General features: G+C 50.1%; 17 protein-coding genes. 4 read left to right on the forward strand and 13 right to left on the reverse strand.

Features of this window, described 5'->3' with window-relative positions:
* Positions 1-328 precede the first annotated feature (328 nt).
* Complete coding sequence (locus tag ACZ5PT_RS18310; protein ID WP_464264455.1) at positions 329-2,365, forward strand: HD domain-containing phosphohydrolase; 2,037 nt, start codon at positions 329-331, stop codon at positions 2,363-2,365.
* Between the two features lie 15 nt (positions 2,366-2,380).
* Entirely contained in the window at positions 2,381-4,519 is a 2,139-nt protein-coding gene (locus tag ACZ5PT_RS18315; RefSeq protein ID WP_464264456.1) for a diguanylate cyclase, read from the forward strand.
* A gap of 84 nt (positions 4,520-4,603) precedes the next feature.
* Here ACZ5PT_RS18315 and ACZ5PT_RS18320 read toward each other — a convergent pair whose 3' ends face one another.
* The 10 genes from ACZ5PT_RS18320 to ACZ5PT_RS18365 all read right to left on the reverse strand — a co-directional run bounded on the left by ACZ5PT_RS18320 (position 4,604) and on the right by ACZ5PT_RS18365 (position 16,047).
* Positions 4,604-5,386, reverse strand: a complete 783-nt coding sequence (locus tag ACZ5PT_RS18320; RefSeq protein WP_464264457.1) for an Lcl C-terminal domain-containing protein — start codon at positions 5,384-5,386, stop codon at positions 4,604-4,606.
* 28 nt (positions 5,387-5,414) lie between these two features.
* Complete coding sequence (locus tag ACZ5PT_RS18325) at positions 5,415-6,761, reverse strand: L,D-transpeptidase Cds6 family protein (RefSeq protein WP_464264458.1); 1,347 nt, start codon at positions 6,759-6,761, stop codon at positions 5,415-5,417.
* Positions 6,761-8,848: a L,D-transpeptidase Cds6 family protein gene (locus tag ACZ5PT_RS18330; RefSeq protein ID WP_464264459.1), complete on the reverse strand. Its 2,088-nt coding sequence runs from the start codon at positions 8,846-8,848 to the stop codon at positions 6,761-6,763. Before ACZ5PT_RS18330 ends, ACZ5PT_RS18325 begins: the two co-directional genes overlap by 1 nt.
* Positions 8,849-8,924: 76 nt before the next feature.
* Entirely contained in the window at positions 8,925-9,962 is a 1,038-nt protein-coding gene (gene argC, locus ACZ5PT_RS18335) for an N-acetyl-gamma-glutamyl-phosphate reductase (RefSeq protein WP_464264460.1), read from the reverse strand.
* Between the two features lie 167 nt (positions 9,963-10,129).
* Positions 10,130-10,522 carry a 30S ribosomal protein S9 gene (gene rpsI, locus ACZ5PT_RS18340; RefSeq protein WP_464264461.1) on the reverse strand — a complete coding sequence of 131 codons (393 nt, stop codon included), beginning with the start codon at positions 10,520-10,522 and terminating at the stop codon, positions 10,130-10,132.
* A gap of 11 nt (positions 10,523-10,533) precedes the next feature.
* Positions 10,534-10,962 (reverse strand): 50S ribosomal protein L13, encoded by a 429-nt coding sequence (gene rplM, locus ACZ5PT_RS18345; RefSeq protein WP_464264462.1) that lies wholly within the window; start codon positions 10,960-10,962, stop codon positions 10,534-10,536.
* Positions 10,963-11,069: 107 nt separating this feature from the next.
* Positions 11,070-11,828, reverse strand: a complete 759-nt coding sequence (gene truA, locus ACZ5PT_RS18350; RefSeq protein WP_464264463.1) for a tRNA pseudouridine(38-40) synthase TruA — start codon at positions 11,826-11,828, stop codon at positions 11,070-11,072.
* A 1-nt stretch (position 11,829) separates the two neighbouring features.
* The gene (locus ACZ5PT_RS18355) at positions 11,830-12,600 is read right to left on the reverse strand and encodes an energy-coupling factor transporter transmembrane component T (RefSeq protein ID WP_464264464.1); all 771 of its coding nucleotides are present in this window, start codon (positions 12,598-12,600) and stop codon (positions 11,830-11,832) included.
* 82 nt (positions 12,601-12,682) lie between these two features.
* Positions 12,683-13,771, reverse strand: a complete 1,089-nt coding sequence (gene leuB / locus ACZ5PT_RS18360; RefSeq protein ID WP_464264465.1) for a 3-isopropylmalate dehydrogenase — start codon at positions 13,769-13,771, stop codon at positions 12,683-12,685.
* A gap of 170 nt (positions 13,772-13,941) precedes the next feature.
* A complete protein-coding gene (locus tag ACZ5PT_RS18365) occupies positions 13,942-16,047 on the reverse strand; it encodes a methyl-accepting chemotaxis protein (RefSeq protein ID WP_464264466.1) in 2,106 nt (701 codons plus the stop codon).
* 431 nt (positions 16,048-16,478) lie between these two features.
* Here ACZ5PT_RS18365 and ACZ5PT_RS18370 point away from each other — a divergent pair, with 431 nt between their 5' ends.
* Positions 16,479-17,258 (forward strand): DUF4197 domain-containing protein, encoded by a 780-nt coding sequence (locus ACZ5PT_RS18370; protein ID WP_464264467.1) that lies wholly within the window; start codon positions 16,479-16,481, stop codon positions 17,256-17,258.
* Positions 17,259-17,353: 95 nt separating this feature from the next.
* On the opposite strand, the gene ACZ5PT_RS18375 is transcribed toward ACZ5PT_RS18370, so the two are convergent.
* The 3 genes from ACZ5PT_RS18375 to ACZ5PT_RS18385 all read right to left on the reverse strand — a co-directional run bounded on the left by ACZ5PT_RS18375 (position 17,354) and on the right by ACZ5PT_RS18385 (position 21,948).
* Positions 17,354-18,922, reverse strand: coding sequence for an HDOD domain-containing protein (locus ACZ5PT_RS18375; RefSeq protein WP_464264468.1), 1,569 nt, complete (start codon positions 18,920-18,922; stop codon positions 17,354-17,356).
* Positions 18,923-19,087: 165 nt separating this feature from the next.
* Positions 19,088-20,614: a SulP family inorganic anion transporter gene (locus ACZ5PT_RS18380; protein ID WP_464264469.1), complete on the reverse strand. Its 1,527-nt coding sequence runs from the start codon at positions 20,612-20,614 to the stop codon at positions 19,088-19,090.
* Between the two features lie 119 nt (positions 20,615-20,733).
* Positions 20,734-21,948, reverse strand: a complete 1,215-nt coding sequence (locus tag ACZ5PT_RS18385; protein WP_464264470.1) for a bifunctional alpha/beta hydrolase/OsmC family protein — start codon at positions 21,946-21,948, stop codon at positions 20,734-20,736.
* Positions 21,949-22,398: 450 nt separating this feature from the next.
* Between ACZ5PT_RS18385 and ACZ5PT_RS18390 the strand changes: the two genes are divergently transcribed.
* Entirely contained in the window at positions 22,399-23,175 is a 777-nt protein-coding gene (locus tag ACZ5PT_RS18390) for a hypothetical protein (RefSeq protein ID WP_464264471.1), read from the forward strand.
* The last annotated feature ends 160 nt before the right edge of the window (positions 23,176-23,335 follow it).

Below are 23,335 nucleotides of genomic sequence, written 5' to 3' on the forward strand. Positions count from 1 at the left end.
AACAAGAAAATCACATTAAAACACCAAAGTCAATTGCTTTTACCCTATGGTGTTGAGGTGGAATCCCACATTAAAAATAGTGCTTTTATTAACTAAAAAACGTATCATTTTAAAACCTTATGGCCCACGCCTTGCAACTTTGAAATTCAACAAACACCACTTAATTTTAATGGCAGAAGAATAACCGCCCGAAACATATGGATACACGACGGCAAAAACCATTTCCACCACTAACAACCGTATTTAAATATTATTTTTTGCTGAGTTCAATTCTCGTCATTTGACAACCAGATTTCGCGATTAGACACACAGACGGGCTGATGTAAATATGAATTCCCTCAAAATCAAAATCCTCAGCATCACTATCCTGATTACCATGGCCGCAGTTGCAGTTGCCACTTGGCACAACATGCAAACGCAAAATCTGATGGTCAAACAAATGGTCACGCAAAATAGCAGGATCCTCGCCCGCACTATCCACAATAGCATCACAACGGCAATGCAAACCGGACGCAATCACGAAGTCCTCAATACTCTACATAAAATTGCTGGGGAATCGACCATTATCTCGCCACGAATTTTTGACGAAAGCGGGCGCATTCTCCTTTCGGCCGACTTGGCAGAAATCGGCCAGACGGTACCTGCGGCTGACTTGATGACCTTTCGTAACAACCCGGAAAACTTCGCGCTTATGAGCGAGGACGGCACCCTCTACACCTCGACACTGCCGATTAAAAACACGCCAAACTGTCACGGTTGCCACGACCCGGAAAAAAAACTTCTCGGTATTTTCAGTGTTCACCTGTCGCTCGATTCTCTGCTCACCTTACAACAGCAAGGCAAACAAGCCAATATCGCCTCCGCAGTATCGATCATCCTTATAATGATCATCAGCTTGGTCATCTTCGTCCTCTATTATGTCGACAATCCAATCCGGAAATTGATTTTTGCCATGACCCAACTCGAGCAGGGTAATTTTTCCGCTGCCAGCACGCAAATCACCAGTTCACGTGAAATGTCGCTGCTCTCGAACAAATTCAACCGCATGGTCGAGCGCCTTAAGCACTTGCTCGACTCAACGGTGCATTTTGAGCGGGAACTGGCAACCAACAGGGAAATGATGCGCCACAAGGACAAGATTGACAGCATGAACATGACCCTCGAGGATCGACTTAAAGAGATTGAGCAGTTGAACATCACGCTCGAAAAACGGGTCAACGAAGTCGAAGATGCCAACTTTCGGATTTCCGACCTTGCGGCGGATCTGGAAGACCGTAATACCACACTGGCTAAAGCCGTCAATCGCCTTTCCACTCTTTACGAGATGGGCCTGGTCATCAACTCGACCATGGAACTGAAAAGCCTGTTCAACCTGCTGCTACGTAAAGCACTCGAATCCTTGAATGCCGATGTCGGCTACATCTTGCTCTACAACAAAAGTGACAATAGCCTGAAGATCGGTGATGTTATCGGCATAACCAGTTCGTACTACGATCCGGATATTGACATCCCTCTTAGCGAGGGGGGCGTTTCCAATTGGGTTATCAATAACCGTGAGCCATTACTGATCAAGAAAATTGAAGAAGCGCGAGAATTCACCCGTATGAGTCGCCTCGGTTTCGCACGAGATTCGGTGATCTGTGCGCCGCTCTATATTCACGACGAGGTTATCGGCACCATCACCATCGCCAATCGGCAGGACGGTTCGCGCTTTTACGAAGAAGATCTGGAGATTCTGTCAACCATTGCCGCCCAGGCCAGTGTTGCCATTAACAATGCCAGCCTCTATGAAGAGCAGCAAAGCACCTATCTGAGTACTGTTCATGCCTTGGTTTCGGCAATCGAAGCCAGCGATCCCTACACGCGTGGTCATTCCGAGCGGGTAACCCGATATTCCATCGCGCTGGCCCACAAGCTCAACTTGACGGAGAACACCTTTAAGGACCTGGAACAGGCCGCAATCCTACACGATATCGGTAAAATCGGAATTGACGATTCCCTGCTGCACAAAGTTGATGCGCTGTCCCTTGATGATATCGATCGACTCCGCCAGCATCCGTTAATCGGCATGCGGATTCTCGAACCGATCCATTTCATGGCCCGGGTGCGTGAAATTATCGGCCAGCACCACGAACGCTTTGATGGTTCAGGCTACCCACTCGGCATCAGTGGTGATAAACTGCTGCTCGAATCACGGATACTGTCCGTTGCTGACAGCTACGATGCCATGACCTCGGATCGACCCTACCGCATCGCGATGCCCACGGAGGTTGCCTTGGGCGAAATTGAAGCGCATTCGGGAAGCCAGTTCGACCCAGTGGTCGTCAATGCCTTTGTCGACCTAGTCAACACCGGACAGATCTAACCAAGAAAGTCACTGATGGCAGACAAATTCCGTTTAGCAAATCTATCCCTGTCTAACAAGGTTCTTCTACCCTACGTCATACTTTTGCTCGTTTTGGCCATCGCCACCTCGATCGGCTCCAGCGTCCTGCTCAAGACACGACTGATAAAAACCAGCGAGGAGCACCTCGAGCACAACCATAAACAGATCTACGGTGAATTCAAAGCACTGGAAACAGTTCTCAGCAAACGGGCCACAGAAGTAAAAAACATGGGGCCTAAAACCCTCAATGAAATACAAACTTTCCTATCGGCTTATGATCAGCATATCACTGCCAGCATCAGCTCATCGGACGATCCACAGCTTCCCAAGCAACTTAAATCTCTGCTCCTGAAAGCGCTGGCAAACAAAACAACCTACATTGCCTTTACCCATGAGCAGGAAGGGGATTCTCTGGTTGCCTGCCTGCTTTTAGAGACAAACCGCTACCTGTTTTTACGGCATCCAATAGATCGCCCTTATCTCGATAAAATGGCCGAACGCTACAAGAGTGATTTCTACCTGTTAAATCGCCATGGAGAGTTGATTACCAGTAATCATGCGGCCAAGGGATACGTTCCAGAGTTAAGTGAAGCAGAGCTAGCAACACTGCAGTCTGGTGCTCATTTTTCCAACATTATCAGCGGGGAGAAGGCGCAACTTATTATCTACTCTCCTTTGCCCCTCGGACATGAAGGATTTTTTCTGCTCGGGACAGCTCAACCTTTAGCAGGGATCGAAAAGCTGATTTTTAATCATCGCCTCTACCTGATGGGCATTGCCGGTCTGAGCCTGCTCATCTGCGTTACCCTGTTTCGCTCACTGCTCTCCAGCCTGCTAAGCCCACTGAATTCCTTAATATCAACCTGCAGTAAAATAACCTCTGGAGATCGCACAGCGCGGGTCGATGTTGAAAACAATAACCCTTCACAACTGACTAACCTGGGGTCCTCCTACAACCAACTGCTCGACTTGTTAGACGAAAAAGACAACCATCTAGAACTGCTGTCAGACCAACTGCAGAAAATGGCAGACCTGAAGACCCACAACCAGCATCTGCGCAAAACGAATCTGGAACTGGAAAACCGCGCCATCAGTCTAAAGGAGCAGAATCAGGAGTTTTCTGCACTGTTCCAGATCACCCAAACCATGGTCTCCTCGCTTGATCAACGACTCCTCTATGAGCGCATCATTCAGGCACTAAAGGACTCACTGCACTGCAACGTCTGTGTTCTCTATATTTTCAGCCCTGGATCTGACACGCTTGACGCTGTCAAAGTGCAAGGCCTCTATGGCGTTGATCTCAAAAACATCACCATCGAACTTGGCAAAGGACTGGCTGGAGAAGCCGCCCTAAACCAGAAAATGACCTACGCTCCCGACTTGACGGCTTACGACGAGAAACCACGCTACAGCAATGAAACCATAGATGAAGGATCACTTCTCTGCGTACCAATGACGGTCCAGAATCGCCTGATCGGGGTCATCAACCTCCATCAAAGCAACAAGAACTCATTTAGTAGTACCGCGCAGAAAATTGCTCAGGCGATCGCCAATCAGGCAGCCATCGCGATTGAAAATGCCCGGCTGTACGAAAAGACCAAAACCCTGTCAGCAACCGACGAGCTAACCGGTCTGTCCAATCGGCGGCAATTTCAGGAATACCTGCTGCGCGAACTCGCCCAATCACGTCGGCACCACAACAACTTCAGCATTCTGATGATCGATATCGACCATTTCAAACTTTATAACGATTCACATGGTCACTTAAAGGGCGATATTGTCCTCAAGAGAGTCGCATCGCTGCTGCTGCAAAACACCCGTGGTGTTGACCTGGTCGCCCGTTTCGGTGGCGAAGAATTTGTCTTACTGCTGCCCAAAAGTGATAAGCTGAACAGCCTGGCAGTCGCAGAAAAGTTGCGCATGTGCATTGAGAAGGAATACTTCTCCGGCGCCGAAAACAGCCAACCCGGCCAACGCCTAACCATCTCAATCGGAGTTTCCCATTTTCCCAGCGACAGCAGCGACATCTACGATCTGATGAATCTGGCCGACACGGCCCTTTACCAAGCCAAAAACCAGGGGCGCAATAAGTGCATCGGCTGGAACCCGACCCAAGTTCCCGAAGGACACTAATCGATCAGTACGCCGCAAAAAAAGAAAAGCCGTACCCCAGAAGGTTACGGCTTTTCACTGCACTATATTTATGCCCTTAAATGGCTATTCAATCTTCGAGATGGTTCTCTCCCCGACAATAACCAACGCCCCTCGCTCCAATCCCAAGGTCAATACCTTCATCACCTGATCAGAATAATTATCGGAACGATAGCCTTGACGGAACATAACCTCTGCGCGGCTGCCCTCCTCTGAAACGACCTTGATATCAGAAATCGTAACCGAAATTAACTTTGGACGTTTGAGTCGAACCTGACGTTGCTTGACCCATTTTTCGTGCGACAGGCCACTTTCCGGCATAAAATCCTGAGAGTAAGTGGCGATATAGGCATCGACATCCTGGCCCGACCACGCAGTCTTCCACTTGTTGAGCAAAGGGAGATAAACCGCCTCAGTCGTTTCGATCATGCAGCGCGCCTGAAAATTAAAATTATTGCGATCAAACATGTACTCTTTGCCATCGGCAAAACTGACGCCCCAAACCTGGTCCGGCTGCTGTTCCTCGCGGCTGAGCGACCAATAAACCTCGGCTTGCGCTTCGGGAAAAGCGTTACCATCGATCATGGTAGCGGAACCGGTCGTGCTGACCAGGGTCTTCAATTCATCCTTAAACGGTAGTCGCCAACCACGTGAATTGGCAAGGGTCAACTGATTACAGTAGCGCACAGCTTCCAACCAAGGCATCCGCCCCGAATCTCCTTGCTGCCAAATCAAACCGGTTTCCTGATCGAGAACCGTCTCTCCACGAACCTCAAGGGTTCCAGCAAAACCATTTGCTGTCGGCAAAACAAACAACAAACCACAAATCAATATCAGACAACGAATCATTTTCAGCAACATCCTCCCTGGCAAACCATTATTGGCGCCCTTCATAAAGAACCTTCCAATCGCCCTGTTCCTTAATCATGTACAAACGCTTGCGCATATCACCATTGTAGTTATTCGATTTATAATTCTGCTTGAAGTTGGCGACAACCATCGGCTGCGTATCAGCAACCTGCGGATAGCCCAATAGCGATATATCGGTCAGATCTATTTTCTGATACGATTTCCCGGCAAAAATCCGTTTTTTATAACGCTGCCAGCTGTTAAGCTCATGCCCTTTGGCCCAGAAGTCTCCAGCGTACATCGTCAGATACGAGTCAATATCGGCCTTTTCCCAGCTTTGTCGCCAACGCTCCAAAGTCGCCTGGATCTCAATGTTCAGATCAAGCCATTCACGACTGCTAACCCATTGAACATCTTCACTAATAATGACCGGTGTTCGACCTATTTTTACGTACTTCCCGATCCGGGTAAATTCCTCGTTGGTTAACACGACACACCCCTCACTATCCAAAGGGGGACGACTATAAAGAGACTTATCGGTGCCGTGCAACCAAATCCCATCGCCGGTTTTACTCAAGCGACGATCAAATTCATTGGGATAATTAACCGGAAAAGCACCGCTTCCGTAGAGCGGTGGAAGCTTTTCATCAGGCAGGTAACTGGTGACGAAATAAACTCCATTCGGAGTGCGCAGATCACCCTCTTTATATTTATCGCCGGTCTTTTTGCCCAGTACGATATAGAAATCATCAACCAGTTCCGGCGGCAAAGCGGAGCCGACATTACGATACACGTAAAGGCGGTTCTTGCCCTTATCGACAACCAGCGCATGCTCTGTTTGACTGCTCAGGGACAACAAAGCCATCGGCACCTCGACCCCATTAGCCAACAGAAGGTAGCCCCTCAAACGGGCTCTCGCCTCGAGACGAAGCTGCTCGATACGATTTTCCTTATCGATGCCAATATTTTCGAGGAGAATATTCGAGCCGATCGACCCAACCTGATCAAATCTAGCCAGGAGTAAATCACCAAGGATCAAATGGGCCAGCTGAAACTTTGGTGCTTTTGCCGTCAATTCCCGCAGTTCAGCAACGGCAGTATTAAGGCGTCCAGCCTGAAAAAGAAATAGGGCTTTTAACAGGCTGGCTTCGTAATCGCGTTCATTAAGTTCCAACCGAGCATTGAAGCGCCCCAACAAAGCGCTCTGCTGTGCATCCAGCGAACTCAACCACAGCGACTCGTCGACGACATCCAGAGAAAGAGGGGCTATCGAATCCGGAACTGGTGGTTTGCCTGTCCAGAGGGCACCGACCTTAACCACCATAAATCCAAGCAGTAAAACCAGCAGAACAGCGACTGTGAGACGTCTGGCCATTAACGCACTCTCCCCAAAGAGCGTTCCTGTACTATCTGCCAATCGCTACCATCATGGGTAAGATCAAACAGTTTACGGGTTTGATCAGCATAACGATCGCTCTTGTAGCCCTGAGTCACTTCAATCTGTATCTTATCCCCAGCCTGGCGAACCATGGAAAAGTCGCTGAGAGTCACTTCGATTGATTTTGGCCGGGTCAAACGCCCCCTACGACGCTTCGCCCAATCCGATAATTTTTCACCGTCAGCCGATGTAAACTCGGCCGCATAAAAACTCAAGTAGCTATCGACGTCCTGTGCAGACCAGGCAGCCGCCCAGCGAAGCAGGAAGACCTCCGCCGACTCCGGTTCTGGAGACATGGTAACTTCGGTGACCGGTTCGACCGCTGCAACTATCGGCGTTTCAACAACTGCTGGCTTGGCTGCAGTCACAGCCTCGGCCACCGGACCCTTTATCACCGGCTCAACATTCATTGCTGTCGCGGGCGCTACAGCAACATTTTCCACCACAGCCACCAGCGGCGGTTGCTCCACACCCTTGTCGAGTGCCGCAGTCGCGACGGTGGAGACAGACAGTAGCTCATCCCTGCTGAAAACCTGTAACGTCACGGCCTGTTGCCCTTTTTCCAACTGTAAGGCACGGCCATAAGAGTCACGCGCCATTTCCGAATAGACGGTCCCCAAATTGCGGTAAACGGTCACATACGAATCATCGGTTGCCATGGCCCGCTCCAATAATTTTCGTGAGCGTTCCAGATCTCCCTGCCGGGCGTAGATAGCGGCAAGATTATTATATGGCTGCGGATGGAGTGCATAGCTGTCCGCCAACCCCTGAAAGGTCTTTTCGGCGGCGGCGAGATCACCCTCCTCCAACTGTTGACTGCCGACTTCAAGCCCCGCCAGCAAGGGCTCAGGAAATACTGCTGCACCCTGCTGCGGAGTTGACTGCGGACCGAACAGAAGCAGATAGAGCACAGCCCCGATAGCAACCCCTAATGCGACCAACAACAAGAACCTGCCGGGGCCACTTTTCTGTTGATATTTACTTTGATTCATAGCTTGAGTCTTCCGATAACTTTTCTGCCCGATTGCGGACATACGAGCCGTGCTGGCCCGTTTTGCATCCGCAGTCAAATCACTACTGTCCTGAAGAATTTCAGCCCGATCCTTGAGCCGTTCCTCGATGCGTGCTGACATCGTTGAAGAGGCCATCAATTTTTCGATCGAAGAAGGTTCCTCAGGCTCAACCAACAACACTGCGGATTCTTCTGACAAGTCCTCTTCAATGGTGCTTAAGCTGTCAATTTCAGGCAACAGCAGATAGAGATCAATCTCTGCTGCCAGTTGTTCGGCACTCCAACGTTCGCTGGCAGTCGCGCAAAGCAAACCGTCAATCAAAGGCTGTAGCAGGGACAACGATTCCTGCAACGGAGCGGCTTCGTCCTGAACATGCTGCATCGCAGTGGCGAAAGGATCAGCCTGATTAAATGGAACAGCTCCGGTCAAAAGTCGATAGAGCACAATGCCGAGACTATATAGATCAGAGGCCGTGCTGAGAGGCTCACCGCGGACCAGTTCAGGGCTGCTGTAACAGGGATCGATGCCGGAGTTAAAATCAAGCCGCAACAAGCTGGCCAGTGCAAACTCGTCCAAAGAAACAGCATCAGCATCGAGTAAAATAGTTGAGGGAGAAATAGCCCCGTGCCAAAGGCCTGCAGTATGCGGCAAACTAAGACGCTGAGCGAGATCCCTGAGAATTTCCAACGAACGACGCACAGGAAAACCTGCAGGCAATTGCTCTGCCAGTGACACGCCTGGGAGAATTGGATAAAGACAATAGCAGTCCTCATCACTGGCAACGACAACAATTAAAGGGCAAAGCCCTGGAAAAGACTGACCAAGAAGAATTTTCGACTGATCAATAAATGCCTGCCGCGTCTTTTTATCGTCCAACTGGCCCGCAGCAATCAACAGCAGCTTGGCTGAGTCTCCCGAAGGTCCTGTCACCTGATAGGTTTCATAGAGTTGGTTTTCGGCGAGCGGCTTGACGATCTGGTAGTCCGCTATGGAGTGGCCGCTTTGCAGCATACAGATCTCCTTCGTTTTTCCGGTAACGAATAAGAATAAATTAACAGTGCATGATACGATTATTCATTACTGAAAACTAGGGGAAAAGTGGCACAACCCCCAACCCAAGCGTCTCGTTGAAGCCGCAGAGAAGATTCATGTTTTGCACTGCCTGCCCGGCCGCCCCCTTGACTAGGTTATCGATCGCCGAAACAACAATAACCCGCCCGGTCCGCTCGTCACTTACCAGGCCGATATCACAAAAGTTTGTCCCCCGGACAAAGGCAACATCCGGCAGGCCACCACCTGGCATCACCCGCACAAAGGATTCATCAGCATAAGTCTGGCGATAGAGCTCAATCAATTCAGTTGTTGATTGCGAAGTCCGTAAAGAAGCATACATGGTCGACAGGATACCGCGATTAATCGGCAGCAAATGCGGAGTAAAGTTAACCTGCACAGCCGCCCCAGCCAAACGCGACAGAGTCTGTTCAATTTCCGGCGTGTGGCGATGACTGGCAACCCCGTAGGCCTTGAACCCCTCATTCACTTCACAATAGAGACTCCCCTGCTTAGCGCTACGCCCGGCACCACTGGCACCGGATTTGCTATCCACGATCAGCGTGGTCGGATCAATCAGATCATTTTTCAACAATGGAGCTAAACCCAGAGCAACACTGGTAGGGTAACAGCCCGGATTTGCCACCAAACGGGCATCTCCAATCTCGCTGCGGAACAGTTCCGGGAGCCCGTAAACGGCCTCTTGCAACAATTCAGGGCTGGAATGCTCCTGATACCATTGTTCATAAACTGCCTGATCCGTTAACCGATAATCAGCCGACAGATCAACCACCTTACAGCCAGCGGACAAAAAGTCCGGGATAACTTCCATGGCTGACTTATGCGGCAAAGCAGTAAAGACCAGATCAGCCCGTTCGGCGATAGCGGCGACATCAAGTGACTCACAAACCAAATCACAAAAACCTGTCAATGACGGAAAAGCCTGACTGATCGGCTGACCTTCATGTTGTCGCGACGTCACGCAACAGATGTCAATTTCCGGATGACCAACCAGCAAGCGGAGCAATTCGACCCCGGTGTAACCACTAGCGCCGACAACAGCTACCTTGAGCATAATTCACCTCGACTTTTCACGCCCTACGCAAGGGCACTATACCCTGATTTGTGGGTACGCATAATAGCGTTCGAACATGACAATGTCGACCATTGATAAAAAAAGAGGGAAACCCAACCGGGCTTCCCTCTTTGATCGAACAGGATGACTGTAAACAGTCGCTGCGCTTAACGCTTGGAGAACTGGAAGCTCCGACGAGCGCCACGCTTGCCGTACTTTTTCCGTTCCTTGATGCGGCTGTCGCGGGTGATAAAACCCGACTTCTTCAGCACTGCACGTAGTTCAGGATTAATGTCCAGCAACACACGGGTTATACCATGCTTGATAGCACCAGCTTGACCGGAGGCACCGCCGCCACAGACATTGACAGAAATGTCAAATTTGCCCATATTGTCAGTCAATTCAAGCGGTTGACGCACGACCATCTTCGAGGTCTCACGACCGAAGAACTCATCGAGGGTACGCTTGTTAATGGTAATCTCACCAGTACCGGGCTTCACCCAAATGCGGGCAATCGAGGTTTTTCTTTTACCAGTTGCGTAGTACTTCTGCTCAGCCATCTAGCTATCTCCTAAATCTTCAGTTCTTTAGGCTGCTGGGCGGCATGAGGATGTTCACCACCGGCGTAGACCTTGAGTTTCTTAAACATCTTGCGACCCAGTTTATTCTTGGGCAGCATCCCTTTGACAGCGGCCTGAAGAACCATTTCAGGCTTCTTCACTAGCAGCTTCTCGGCAGTAATTTCACGAATACCACCAGGGTACCCAGAGTGATGATAGTATTTCTTGTCGGCCAACTTGTTGCCGGTCAGTTTGACCTTATCGGCATTCAGCACGACAACGAAATCACCAGTATCAACGCTCGGGGTAAAAATCGGCTTATGCTTACCGCGCAAAACACGGGCAATTTCAGTTGCAGCACGACCGAGGACAACGTCCTCAAGATCGAATACAAACCAATCTCTGTTGATATCTTGCTCTTTAGCGATCTGAGTACTCATCGCGTCCTCTCCAGACTTAAAAACTCTTAGGGTTGTGGGGCTTACAAAGCGGTAAAACTATCCGAATCACCCTAGGGTGTCAAGGTAATTCTTCCGCAAAAATTGTATTACTTTTCTCGTTGCAATGAGTCTCCATACCAAACCTCCATCAAACATAACCCCTGCGCCGGAGCTGTCAATGCGGGACCGACATCGAGCCCACTAGACAACAGCGTTGAGACATCCTCTACTGGGCGTCTCCCACGGCCAACTTCGATTAAAATGCCAACCATCATCCGGACCATATTCTTCAAAAAGCCACTGCCTGACACATCGATATGCAACAACTGCCCTTCTTCGAGCAGATTTACGGAAAAAATTTCCCGCCGAGTCGTCTCAGCGGCGCAACCACTGGTTCGGAAAGCGGCAAAATCATGCTCGCCGACAAATTGCTGCGCGGCACTCTGCATCGCCTGAAGATCGAGAACTTGCCGAACCTGCCAACTGGTAAACCGATGCAGCGGTGAGCGGATCTCATCCTGCAGGATCGTATAGCGATAGCGTTTCCCCTTCGCATTAAAGCGCGCATGAAAATCTTCGCCAACCTTTTCCGCGCACCGCACAACAATGCTATCCGGCAGATATCGGTTCACGCCGTCCCGCCAGGCGCTAATCGGCAGTTCGCGACTGGTGGTCAGATGGCACACCATCCCCAGCGCGTGGACCCCGGCGTCAGTGCGACCGGAAGAATAAACCCGCACATGCTCACCGAGCAACTGCGCCAATGCCAGTTCAACACGTTGCTGCACCGAAACCCCATTGGGCTGCACCTGCCAACCAACATAACTCGTACCATCATACTCGATGGTCAGCTTAATCCTTGCCATCTTATACCATCCAAAGCAACAGGAGCATCAATAAACCACAATAGAAAAAAAACCAATCGAAGCGACTCAGGCGCCGATCTTCGGCAGGCTCCTCATTCAGGTCCGACTGTTTGCCGGCAGCAAGCTCAACCGCCAGCCGGTCGGCGCGATCGACCAGACGCAATAAAAGCGGACGAACAAGCGCCGCCCTCTGCCTGATCCGCCCCAGCCAATGCTCATCGGCAAGAGAATTTTCGGCTTGCAGTTGGGCCACCTCTTCGCGAATCAGAGGAAAGAATTGCAATACCAACAACAGCAACCCACCCGCCTCACGAACCGGCAGCCTGAAACGCTGCAAAGGGGCAAGCAATCCCGTCATACCCCAGACCAACCGCTCCGGTTTGGTTGTCCAGGCCAACAGCAGAGAGAAAAATACCGCCAGCACCATTTGCGCATCGACCAACAAGCCACGCAGCAAGCCATCTAAAGACAACCAGCTGGTGCCAAGCAGAGTGCGCCCGGGAGTGAAGAAAAGATGCAGCAGCAGGGTAAACAGCAGCAACCAGCGCAACAAACGAACGACGCGCCAACTGTCACGCAAGGCATTAGCGCAAAAAATGGCCCCTGCCGACCAGAGCGCAAACAACAGCAACAGCCGCAAGGGCGAAGTCGCTGAAAACAGGCAGGCGATCAGACCGAGCAGTAGCAACAGCTTCAACCGTGAATCGAGCAGATGCAAATAGCTATCGCCGGCGCGAAAAGCCCCTGGATTGAATCTATCTACGCTCTGCATAAATGACAACAGGGGGCGATGACCGCCCCCTGCCCTGTTCCAGCTTTGCCATGAGGTGCGAAAACCCCAGATTCAAACTAAATTACAGACGAGCGATGATCGCATCGCCAATTTCTACAGTATTGACCTTTTTCTCGCCCGCGCCGCCCTGGGAGATATCACCGGTACGATAACCGTCGTTGAGGGTTTTTTCTACTGCCGCATCCAGTGCATCGGCTGCCTCGATCATGGCGAAGGAGTAACGCAGCATCATTGAGGCCGAAAGGATCTGTGCAATCGGATTGGCAATACCTTGCCCAGCAATATCAGGGGCACTACCACCGGACGGCTCGTACATACCGAAGGAGCCTTCCGCCAAAGATGCGGAGGGCAGCATGCCAAGCGACCCGGTCAACATCGCGGCTTCGTCGGAAATGATATCACCGAACATGTTACCGCAAAGCATAACGTCAAACTGCTTCGGCCACTTCACCAACTGCATGGCGGCATTATCAACGTACATGTGTGACAGTTCAATATCGGGATACTGCTTAGCAACCCGCTCAACTGTTTCGCGCCAGACAATTGAAGTCGACAGCACATTGGCCTTGTCGATGGAACATACTTTTTTGCCCCGCTTGCGAGCAGCTTCAAAAGCGACATGGCTGATCCGCTCAACTTCAGCATCAGAATACTTCATGGTATCAAAACCGGTGCGCTCCGGACCTTCGCCTTCAATCCCCTTCGGCGAAGCAAAGTAAATACCACCGGTCAGCTCACGCACCACCAGCAGATCGAAACCACCCGCGATGACTTCCTCTTTCAGGCTCGAAGCTCCGGTTAAAGCCGGAAAGATGATTGCCGGGCGCAGATTACAGAACAGGCCGAAGATCTTCCGCAGCGGCAGCAGAGCACCGCGCTCTGGTTGCTCATCCGGCGGCAGGCTTTCCCACTTAGGCCCACCGACGCTACCGAACAAAATGGCATCGGACGACTTGCAGATTTCCACCGTCGTATCAGGCAGCGCCTTGCCTTCTTTGTCGATACCAGCACCGCCGACGTTGGCCAGGGTACGCTCGAAAGTTACATCATATTTATTTTCGACAGCATCCAGCACTTTCAATGCTTCAGCCATAACTTCAGGCCCGATACCGTCACCGGGGAGTACTGCAACTTTAAATGTCGATGCCATTTTAATCTCTCCTCTAATTTAATTGAAAAACCCGCTGAAATCAGGGGTTGCAAAACGGCTTCGACTATAAAAAGGGGGTGGTTTTTTGTCAAACCATTTCTACAGAAACGATCCGAATTGAGGCGGCAAGAAAAATGCCCCGCTCCAAAACTTGGAGCGGGGCCGATAAATCAAAGGCTTAGTTGGTTGTACTGTGCTTCATTTGGTCGCGCTTCCGGATCAACAAACCTAATGTCGGACGCTGACGGAGACTGTCTGCCATCTTTAAGGCTGAGGCGCGAAAGTAGCTGCTTCTGCTGGTTCGCCTGGGTGGAAAGTTCCAGCGCCGCCGCTGCCGTTTCCTCTGCCTGAGCAGTATTCTGCTGGGTGACTTGATCGATTTGCCCCAACCCCTGGTTGACTTCAGAGATTCCCTGCGCCTGTTCGTTAGAAGAGCTGGCAATATCGGCAACCAGCTCCGTAACCTTGGTGACGCCGGTGACAATTTCACCGAGCGCCTCGGAAGTCAACGCGGCGATGCGCACCCCATTGTCCGCCTTGGTGACTGAACTTTCAATCAGCTCCGAGGTCTCCCTGGCAGCCTTGGCGCTGCGAGCGGCAAGGTTACGCACCTCCTCTGCAACCACCGCAAATCCCTTGCCGTGCTGACCAGCCCTTGCTGCCTCGACTGCTGCATTAAGCGCCAGCAGGTTGGTTTGAAAGGCGATCTCGTCGATAACCTTGATGATTTTGGAAATGCTCTGCCCCGATTCGTTGATTTCACTCATCGCGGCCATCATCTCTGACATATGTCCGCTCCCCTTTTCAGCGATCTCTTTCGCTTCATTGGAAAGACCATTGGCCTGATTGGCGTGTTCCGCATTTTGTCCGGTTTGCGCAGCCAGTTGTTGCATCGACGCAGCAATCTCCTCCAAAGAACTGGCTTGCGACGCAGCCCCTTCGGAAAGGGCTTGGCTCGCCGAGGAAACCTCGGTGGTGCCAGAAGAAACTTGCTCTCCGGTCAAGCGGATCTGGGTCATCAGTTCATTGAGTTTACTGTTAGCCCTGGCCAGAGGATCCTTGATAAGCCCCTCGGCCTCAAAAGTGAAATCTCCTGCGGCCAACTTGTCAAAGGCGGCAACGATCTCATGCTGTAAGCTGTCGGCAAAATTGTCCATCGCCTTGCCCAAATGCCCCAATTCATCGTTGCGCTCGAGATGCAGGCGGTTATCCAGATTGCCGGACTGAAGCGCTTCAATCATCCCTACCGTCTTACTAATTGGGACAGTTACCGAACGGGTAATCAGCAAAGCCACAGCGATAATTGCCGCTAGCCCAAAACCACCGATAATCACCATCAGCCATTGACTGGCACTGACGGCAGCCAATGCCTCATCCAGCTCGATTTCGCTGATAACCGCAACACCCAGGCCAGCAAAATAGTGATTATGGGCCAAAACCTTCTCGCCTTCGTGATTCTCATAAATCCAGTTTTTACAGTACCCCTTACCACGCTGTGTCTCACGCTGGGCAAAAATCTCCCTGACCCCTTCGGTATCTATGCGCTTCTCGAAAATGGTCGGCGTGGCTTCATGCGCCATGTTACTGCGCATGATCATATCCGGCCCGACCAGAAACGATTCTCCAGTTTTCCCCATGCCGACATTGTTCTTAACAATCGTCATAACGTGTTCAACGTTAGCTCCAGCAACAAGCACCGCCAAAGGCTTGAACGTTTTTCGATCACGGATCATGTGAGAAAAATGGACGCTCGGCAGGCCTTGTTCCTTACAGAATTCAATGGGGCTGATATATAAATCCTGACATTTGCTCCCCTTGACCGTCTTTCGGGCATTAACCAGAGCAGCCTGAAACCAGCTGCTGTTTTTTACGTTGTTATAATTACCAAGACGGCTGACCAGAATATTGCCATCAAGATCGATGATTTTCATATCGTTAAAGTCACCATGCAGCTTGTAGTTAACACCAAACTCATGTAGGACCTTTTCTTTCATCTTCGCAGCCGCCTGGCGATCGTTGTCTTGCAAAATACGCACAGCATCGACATAAAACGGCATCAACGGCTTACTGTGGATATCGTTTTTCCGATCTTCAAGCCAGCCCTCCAAACTTTGCGTTTTATACTCGGCGAAACCCGCCAGACTCGCGCTGACCTGATCCGTTAGCGATGTTTCAAACTTGTTCAGGGAAATGATTCCCAAGGTGGCAAAAGGAAGGATTCCTACCAGCAGGAAAAAGATGAGCAGCTTTGCCCCAAGACTTAAGTTTTTGAACATGCAATCTCCTTTATCACAATACTTTCATCCCCCCGGATTATTGCGATTATTGAAAGAAAAAGACTTCTATAGCGTTACCTACCTGACAAAGTTCAGATTAAGACCATCACCAACCGCCAACCCGCCGGATTAGCTCTTAATAATTTGAAGATACTTATACACCATGCAAGGTGGCTAATCAAGCAAACTTACGTTATTTCTACGATAGCTTGGTGTTGTCGCAACACTCATATGTTATTTTTTCGCACACAAGCGGCATGACGCCAACCGATTGCCAATTGGAATCATTGAATCGGCGACGTCACGACTACGTTATAAAAAATCTTTTTTTCAATACACTGCCTCTCAACATTCCTTATCCGTTTATACTTACTTGGGTAGGTGATTTTTTGAATCAATGCCGTGGATGGCTAAAGCAGAGGAGTCAACTCATGGGAAGAATCAGAATACTAAATATAGTCAAAACGCTTGGATCGATAGCTGCATACATATTTGTCGGCCTAATCCTCTTGGCCCCACAAGATACATCAGCACTCGACTGGTTTAAGACGGGCAAGGATTTATTGCAGAAAAACACCGTCGAGCAGGATTCGATCCTGACCAGCTTAACCGATAGTGAAATTGGCGCCGGACTGAAGGACGCACTAAAGGTTGGTACCGAACGGGTTGTCAGTCAGCTAGGCCAGGCGGACGGCTTTAACGCCGACTCGAACATCCACATCCCGCTGCCGGCAACCTTTCAGAAGGTCCGCACGGCCCTCGGAACAATCGGTCAGACGGCGATGCTGGACGATCTGGAGCTAAAATTAAACCGAGCTGCTGAACAAGCGACCCCACAAGCCAAACAGCTGTTCTTCAATTCGATCAAGGAGATGAGTGTCGATGACGTAAAGAATATCTATAACGGACCGGAAGACGCTGCGACAAAGTATTTTCAGGGAAAAATGTCACAACCACTGGCAGAGGCGATGAAGCCGTTAGTTTCGGACAGCATGGCTCAGGTCGGTGCGGTACAGGCCTATGATGCCGTGATGGGGCAGTACAGTTCAATTCCATTTGTCCCAAATGTAAAAGCCGACCTGACCACCCATGTTGTCGACAAGGGCATCAGTGGCATCTTCTTTTATCTGGCCAAAGAGGAAGCGGCCATTCGGCAAGATCCGCTCAAGCGAACCACCGATATCCTGCAAAAGGTTTTTGGTTCAAACTGATGACAACAAAAAGGTGGGTAGCCTAACCGCTGTCGTAGTCCAAAGCGACTAACGACAGCGGCTGCACTTATCGCAGAAAGACCTTTGAAATCGCCTTACGATCCAGCGAAGCATTGCTTAATAGCCAGCGCAGCCTGATTTCGTAGGGTTTTCATGGCGTTGAGCTGCTCACGGTCAAGATGTTCGCCAGCCTCATTATGACCGCCGTAGATCAGGCCGATCCCCTTTTTATTGATGACAATCGGGTAGATGGCAAAGCTGGGTGAAAATATCGGCCCTTCAAACCAGTTCGGCCTATAATCGCGGACCTCAACTTCGGCAATGTTGCCGATGTATAAATCCTTATTGTCGTGCAGGGCCATATTGAACAGGTCTTTGGATTCAGAGTTTACCGGAAAACTTAAATTCTTGATAATTTTAGCGCTGTTTGGCCCCAAGCCGTAGCGGGCCTGCATTTGTTCGGAACGTGGGTCTTTAAAAAAAATCGCCACCCGGTCAAAACCGATCCCCCGAAAAATAGTCTCCAATATCATTCCGAGAATATCATCGAGAGTAAAATCATCCAGCATGACATTCATAACTTCCTGGATACCGCCCTGCAAATGTTGCTTTCGCTCTTCGGCAGTGGTGACGCGATGCGACTGTTGATCTTGGTCAGAAATCTCAAACTTGTGCAGGGTCACGGCCGCTTGCTGATCCGAAATAACCGGCGTATTTTCAGTATCGAGTGCCTCATCTGTAGCATTGAAACTACGCTGGTCCAGCCGCTTGAGGTCGCTACGGTCAAAATTCAGCACGTCGGTGAATTTCTGCATTTCCTTGATGGCATCGTCCATCATGACGACAATTTCATGTTCACGCACAGGGTAAATTTTACGGTACTTGTTCAACACTTTGACCAGATGACTTCGCCGCTCGGCCGGCGGCACATTCATAGTGATATCACAAAGTTCATTGGCAAACCGGGGAAGCACCTGCTGGTGGTTTACCTTTTTGATGTCCTCCTTCAGTTCACCTTCCTGAGGAAGTTTCATACTGATAATAATCTGGTCAGGCAGGCACCACGACTTGGCGACCCCAATCCCCAACTCGGTAAAGGAGACCCCCAAAGCCCTGCGACCGGCAGTTTCCTCGTCAAGCTTTTCTGTCGCCTGCAGCTGTTGGTAGGCAGCAAACTCTGCAGAAAAGTAATTCATCGTCAAAAGACGACCGAAGTTGTGAAACATCGCTCCGATATAAAAGGTTTCCCAACCTTCAAGGCTCATGTTCTTGGCCAGGTCCCGGGCCAAGATACCGCTTAAAAACGCAGAAAGAACGGCTTCCTTGACGTAGTGAGATTTAGATTTATCCTGCAGATGCTCAAAAAAGATCAGCCCGGCAGCGGTCAGTTGGACCTGCTCGAAGCCTAGCACCACGACGGCCCGCGATATTGTCGAAATGGTGCCGGAAAACTGACCGTACATGGCCGAGTTGGAGACTTTCAGCAAACGACTGGTCAGGGAGTAATCCCGCAGAATAAGAGCGGCCAGCTCATTCGCTGACGATTCGCTGTTCGGTGCCGCCTTCGAATTAAGCTCGGTGATATGTTGCGAAATCGTCGGAAAACTTTTTTCCTTTTGCATCCGGGTAATCAACTGCTTGACCGTCACATAGTTTTCGCTCATCTCAACTCCCGGTTACTGTTATTTCACTCCAAAACAGATAATGTTCACTGGCCATTGTAACTGATGGAACGCCTGATGCAAAGCAACCATTAGTACTTATTTAAAAACGAAAAAAGGGATTACTCAGCTGAGCAATCCCTTTTAATTTTTGATAAGCGAATAATTTTATGCCAGTTTGTCTGTCGCCACCCGGTAGCGTGGATCCTCCAGATTAACTTCGATCATACTACCAGCATTATCGAGCAGGGTACGGCACTCCTCGCTAAGCCCCTTCAGGCGCAGCTTTTTGCCCTGATTCAGATAGCGCTCGGTCAAGCTACTAATCGCCTCAAGGCCGGAATGGTCGCAAACCCGTGAACCGCTAAAATCGATCACCACCTGCTGCGGATCATCCTGCGGAGTAAATTGATCGTAGAAACTTTGAATTGAACCGAAAAACAGCTGCCCGCTCAAACGGTAGATCTTTGCTCCCTGCTCGTCGAGACTGCTGTGCGAATCGACCCGCTTGGCACTTTCCCAGGCAAACACCAACGCCGACACCACCACGCCAACTGCCACGGCAATCGCCAGATCGGAAATCACTGTCACCCCGGAAACCAGGATCAGGACCAAGGCGTCACTGCGCGGAATCTTATTGAGAATACGTAAACTTGACCAGGCAAAGGTGCCAATGACGACCATAAACATAACCCCGACCAGCGCGGCCAAAGGAATCATCTCAATCAGACTGGAAGCCAAGACGATAAAAGCCAGCAAGCTCAAAGCAGCGGTAATGCCAGAGAGCCGTCCACGTCCGCCGGAGCTGATATTAATCATACTCTGACCGATCATCGCACAACCGCCCATACCACCAAAGAAACCGGTGACCACATTGGCAACACCCTGACCAATACATTCCTTGTTACCACGACCACGGGTCTCGGTCAGTTCGTCGACCAGAGTCATGGTCATCAACGATTCAATCAGGCCAATGGCAGCTAGAATAACGGCATAAGGCAAAATGATCATTATAGTATCGAGGGTCAAATCAACCATCGGAATATGGAACTGCGGCAAGCCACCAGCGACCGAAGCAAGATCACCGACCATCCGCGTGTCGAGATTCAGGCCATGGGCGAGTCCAGTGACGATTAAAATCGCCGCCAAAGACGATGGCACGGCGCGGGTCAATTTCGGCAAAAAGTGGATGATCCCCATGGTCAACAGCACCAGACCAAGCATCAAATAGAGCTGCGTTCCCTGCAACCACTGCATGATACCGGCGTCATCGGCCATTTTGAACTGCCCAAGTTGAGCGAGAAAGATGACGATAGCCAGGCCGTTAACAAACCCGAGCATCACTGAATGCGGAATCAGACGCACGAATTTACCCAAACGCAGCACACCGGCGCTGATCTGAATGATCCCCATCAGTACCACCGTAGCAAACAGGTACTCGACACCATGATCGGCAACCAGGGAGACCATCACCACGGCCAGTGCCCCGGTGGCACCGGAAATCATCCCCGGACGACCGCCGATGACCGCGGTAATCAAACCAACCATAAACGCGGCGTAGAGCCCGACCAGCGGGTCAACCCCGGCGACAAACGAAAAAGCAACCGCTTCCGGCACCAGGGCCAGGGCAACGGTTAAGCCAGACAGTAGATCATCTTTGAAATTAGCCGATTTACGGGCGATAAACTCGAACATTTGACTCCTTTATAACTAGCTGAGATTTGGCACAAAAGACGCCGACTATAGTCGTAACAGGGATGCGTTGCAAGGGAATTTTCGGTAACATTTGGGCTGTGCAGACCGACAGACAGAGGTCAGTCAACCAGACGACTGACAATATTGACCTCCGAATGCAAAGTCTTGTGAACCGGGCAGCGGTCGGCAATCTGCAGCAATCGTTGACGTTCTTCATCGCTCAAATCACCAACGATGGAAATATCGCGTTCAATCCGATCAATTTTACCGCTTTGCGATTCACACTCGAGACAATCTGTGGCGTGGATTTTCTTATGCGTCAGTGTCACCGTAACCGATTGCAGCGGTAAGCTCTTGTGATCTGCATACATGCGCAGAGTCATTGCGGTGCAAGCTCCGACCCCGGCGACCACTAAATCATAGGGAGAGGGTCCCGCATTAGTGCCCCCGACAGCAAGCGGCTCGTCAGCCGTCAAAGGATGTCCATTAGCGACGATCTCAGTGCGAAACCCCTTCTCAATTCGAGCAACGACCTTATTTTCAGGCTGAACAATCTGCGGATCTTCGCGCTCAGTACCAAGAAACTTGCAGGCCCAGGTTGCTGCCATCATCCCAGCATAGAGTGCGTCCTGCTCATTCGAAAGAAGATGGTCTGCGGTATCGAGGGAGATATAGCTTTTGGGATGTTTTGCCGCCTTGAAAATGCGCGCTGCGTGATCGATAGAAACCGTCTGATCCAATGGAGAATGCATCACCAGTAGCGGTTTTTTCAGTCGGGAAACAACCTCCTCTAATCGTTGTTCCTGCAGATCATCAAGAAACTGCTTGGTTATTTTAAAGACACGACCAGCAAGACTGACCTCTGCTTCGCCAGTACGCTCGATGACCTCTTTTTGTTCGGCAAGATGATGTAAAACATGGGACGGATCCGCCGGGGCAGCGATTGAAATAACTGCGCGAACAGAATCGATTTGCCCGGCAGCTTTTAGTGTTGCGGCACCACCAAGCGAATGACCTATCAGCAAGGCGGGCGCCTCATACTCGGCTTTGAGAAATTCAGCCGCCTGCAGCAGATCATCAACATTGGAGGAGAAATTGGTATTGGCAAACTCACCTTCACTCGCGCCAAGACCGGTGAAATCAAAACGCAAGACCGCTATCCCCTGTTGCGCCAGTGTTCGGCTAATCCGTACCGCCGCATTGATGCTTTTGCTGCAGGTAAAGCAATGGGCAAAGATCGCATACGCTTGAGGATCCTGCCCGACTGGCAATTCCAGAAAGGCCGCCAGTACTTCATTCGCTGCATTCGTAAACTGAACTTTTTTTGTCGGCATAACGTGCTCCCGCAAGTGTCGAATTGGAGATAAGGATAACTATAACATTTTGTTTAAGTTTCAAGGCTGGGCAAGAGTGGGAGGAGGCTACAAAGGCGAGTAAACATCAGCTCATTCGCAGCTTCCAAATAGACAGAAATCTATATCTTTAGAATTTCCGAATACTTAGTCAACAATCCTCCTATCATTGATGACACTAAAAGTTTTTCTCGTTCATTAGCACCCCCTATCTATTGAAAATCACAAGGACACCATAATTAACATAGTAAAAAAGTACAAAAACCACCACAAAGGCACACAAAAAGTATTGATATCACCAACTTACTACTGTATATTCCCGCCGTAATTCGCTATTAGACACCCCTAATAGTGTGACTACCTGCGCTTATTTGGTGCACGTGTAGTATTTTATCCCAGGGCAATTAGCCCTAAAACGTCTGTGAGGTTGAAATGAAAAAAAGTTGCCAAAAGTTTACCATTCTTACTGTAATGACCCTGATGATCAGCGTATTTTGTGCTGCATCTGCCTTTGCTGAGATCGAATTCAAAGGTAATGTTGGTGTCGCCATTAACAACATGGCCAGCTTCCGCGGTATGGACACTATGCCAACCACCGATTTCCAGGGTGTAACCATCGCTGGAATCAACATGAAGGGTGCTGGTCCTGGTGTTTTCACCCTCGGCATCCTGGGAAAATATGGCAATAACTTTAAAGATGATAAGGGGCTGAAGAATAAGCGCAACGATGTCACCCTCGCCTACACCCTGCCGCTGCTCAATAAAAAATTGTCTCTGACCCTCGGCAACGTTTCCTATCTTTTCAGCGCTGAAACAGCAGAAACCATCAATGAGGCCTTTATCTCCGCAAAATTCAACACCATACTGAATCCGACCTTCACCGCTTACTACGACTACGATACCGACCGAAACGGCCTGTTCATGACCGCCAAGATCAGCAAAGGCTTCAAAATTGCTAAAAGCCTGAAACTCGGTCTTTCCGCTCTCGCTTCCTACAATGACGAAAGCACCGTTAAGATCAGTGACGCTAAGTCTTACAGCGGTTTTCACAACGCCGAAGCGGTTGCATCCCTGACCTGGGCAGCAACCAAGCAGTTGTCGATCACTCCAAACATTCTGTTCTCGACTCCGCTTAGCAATGATGCCGAAGATATTGCCAACCTTGACGATGAGTTCCGCTTTGGTATGAAGATGCTGGTTAAATTCTAAGCCCTTCTGCCCAACAGTAAAAAAGGCCTCTGCGACTATTTTCGCAGAGGCCTTTTTTCGTTAAGCGGCAAAAGAGTAAGTACGCTATGGACGATCTCACCAAGAGCAAATATCCAAACAAAAAAGAGCCGGAAGCTTTCGCTTCCGGCTCTTTTTTACT

The organism is Desulfuromusa ferrireducens, from assembly GCF_055389805.1.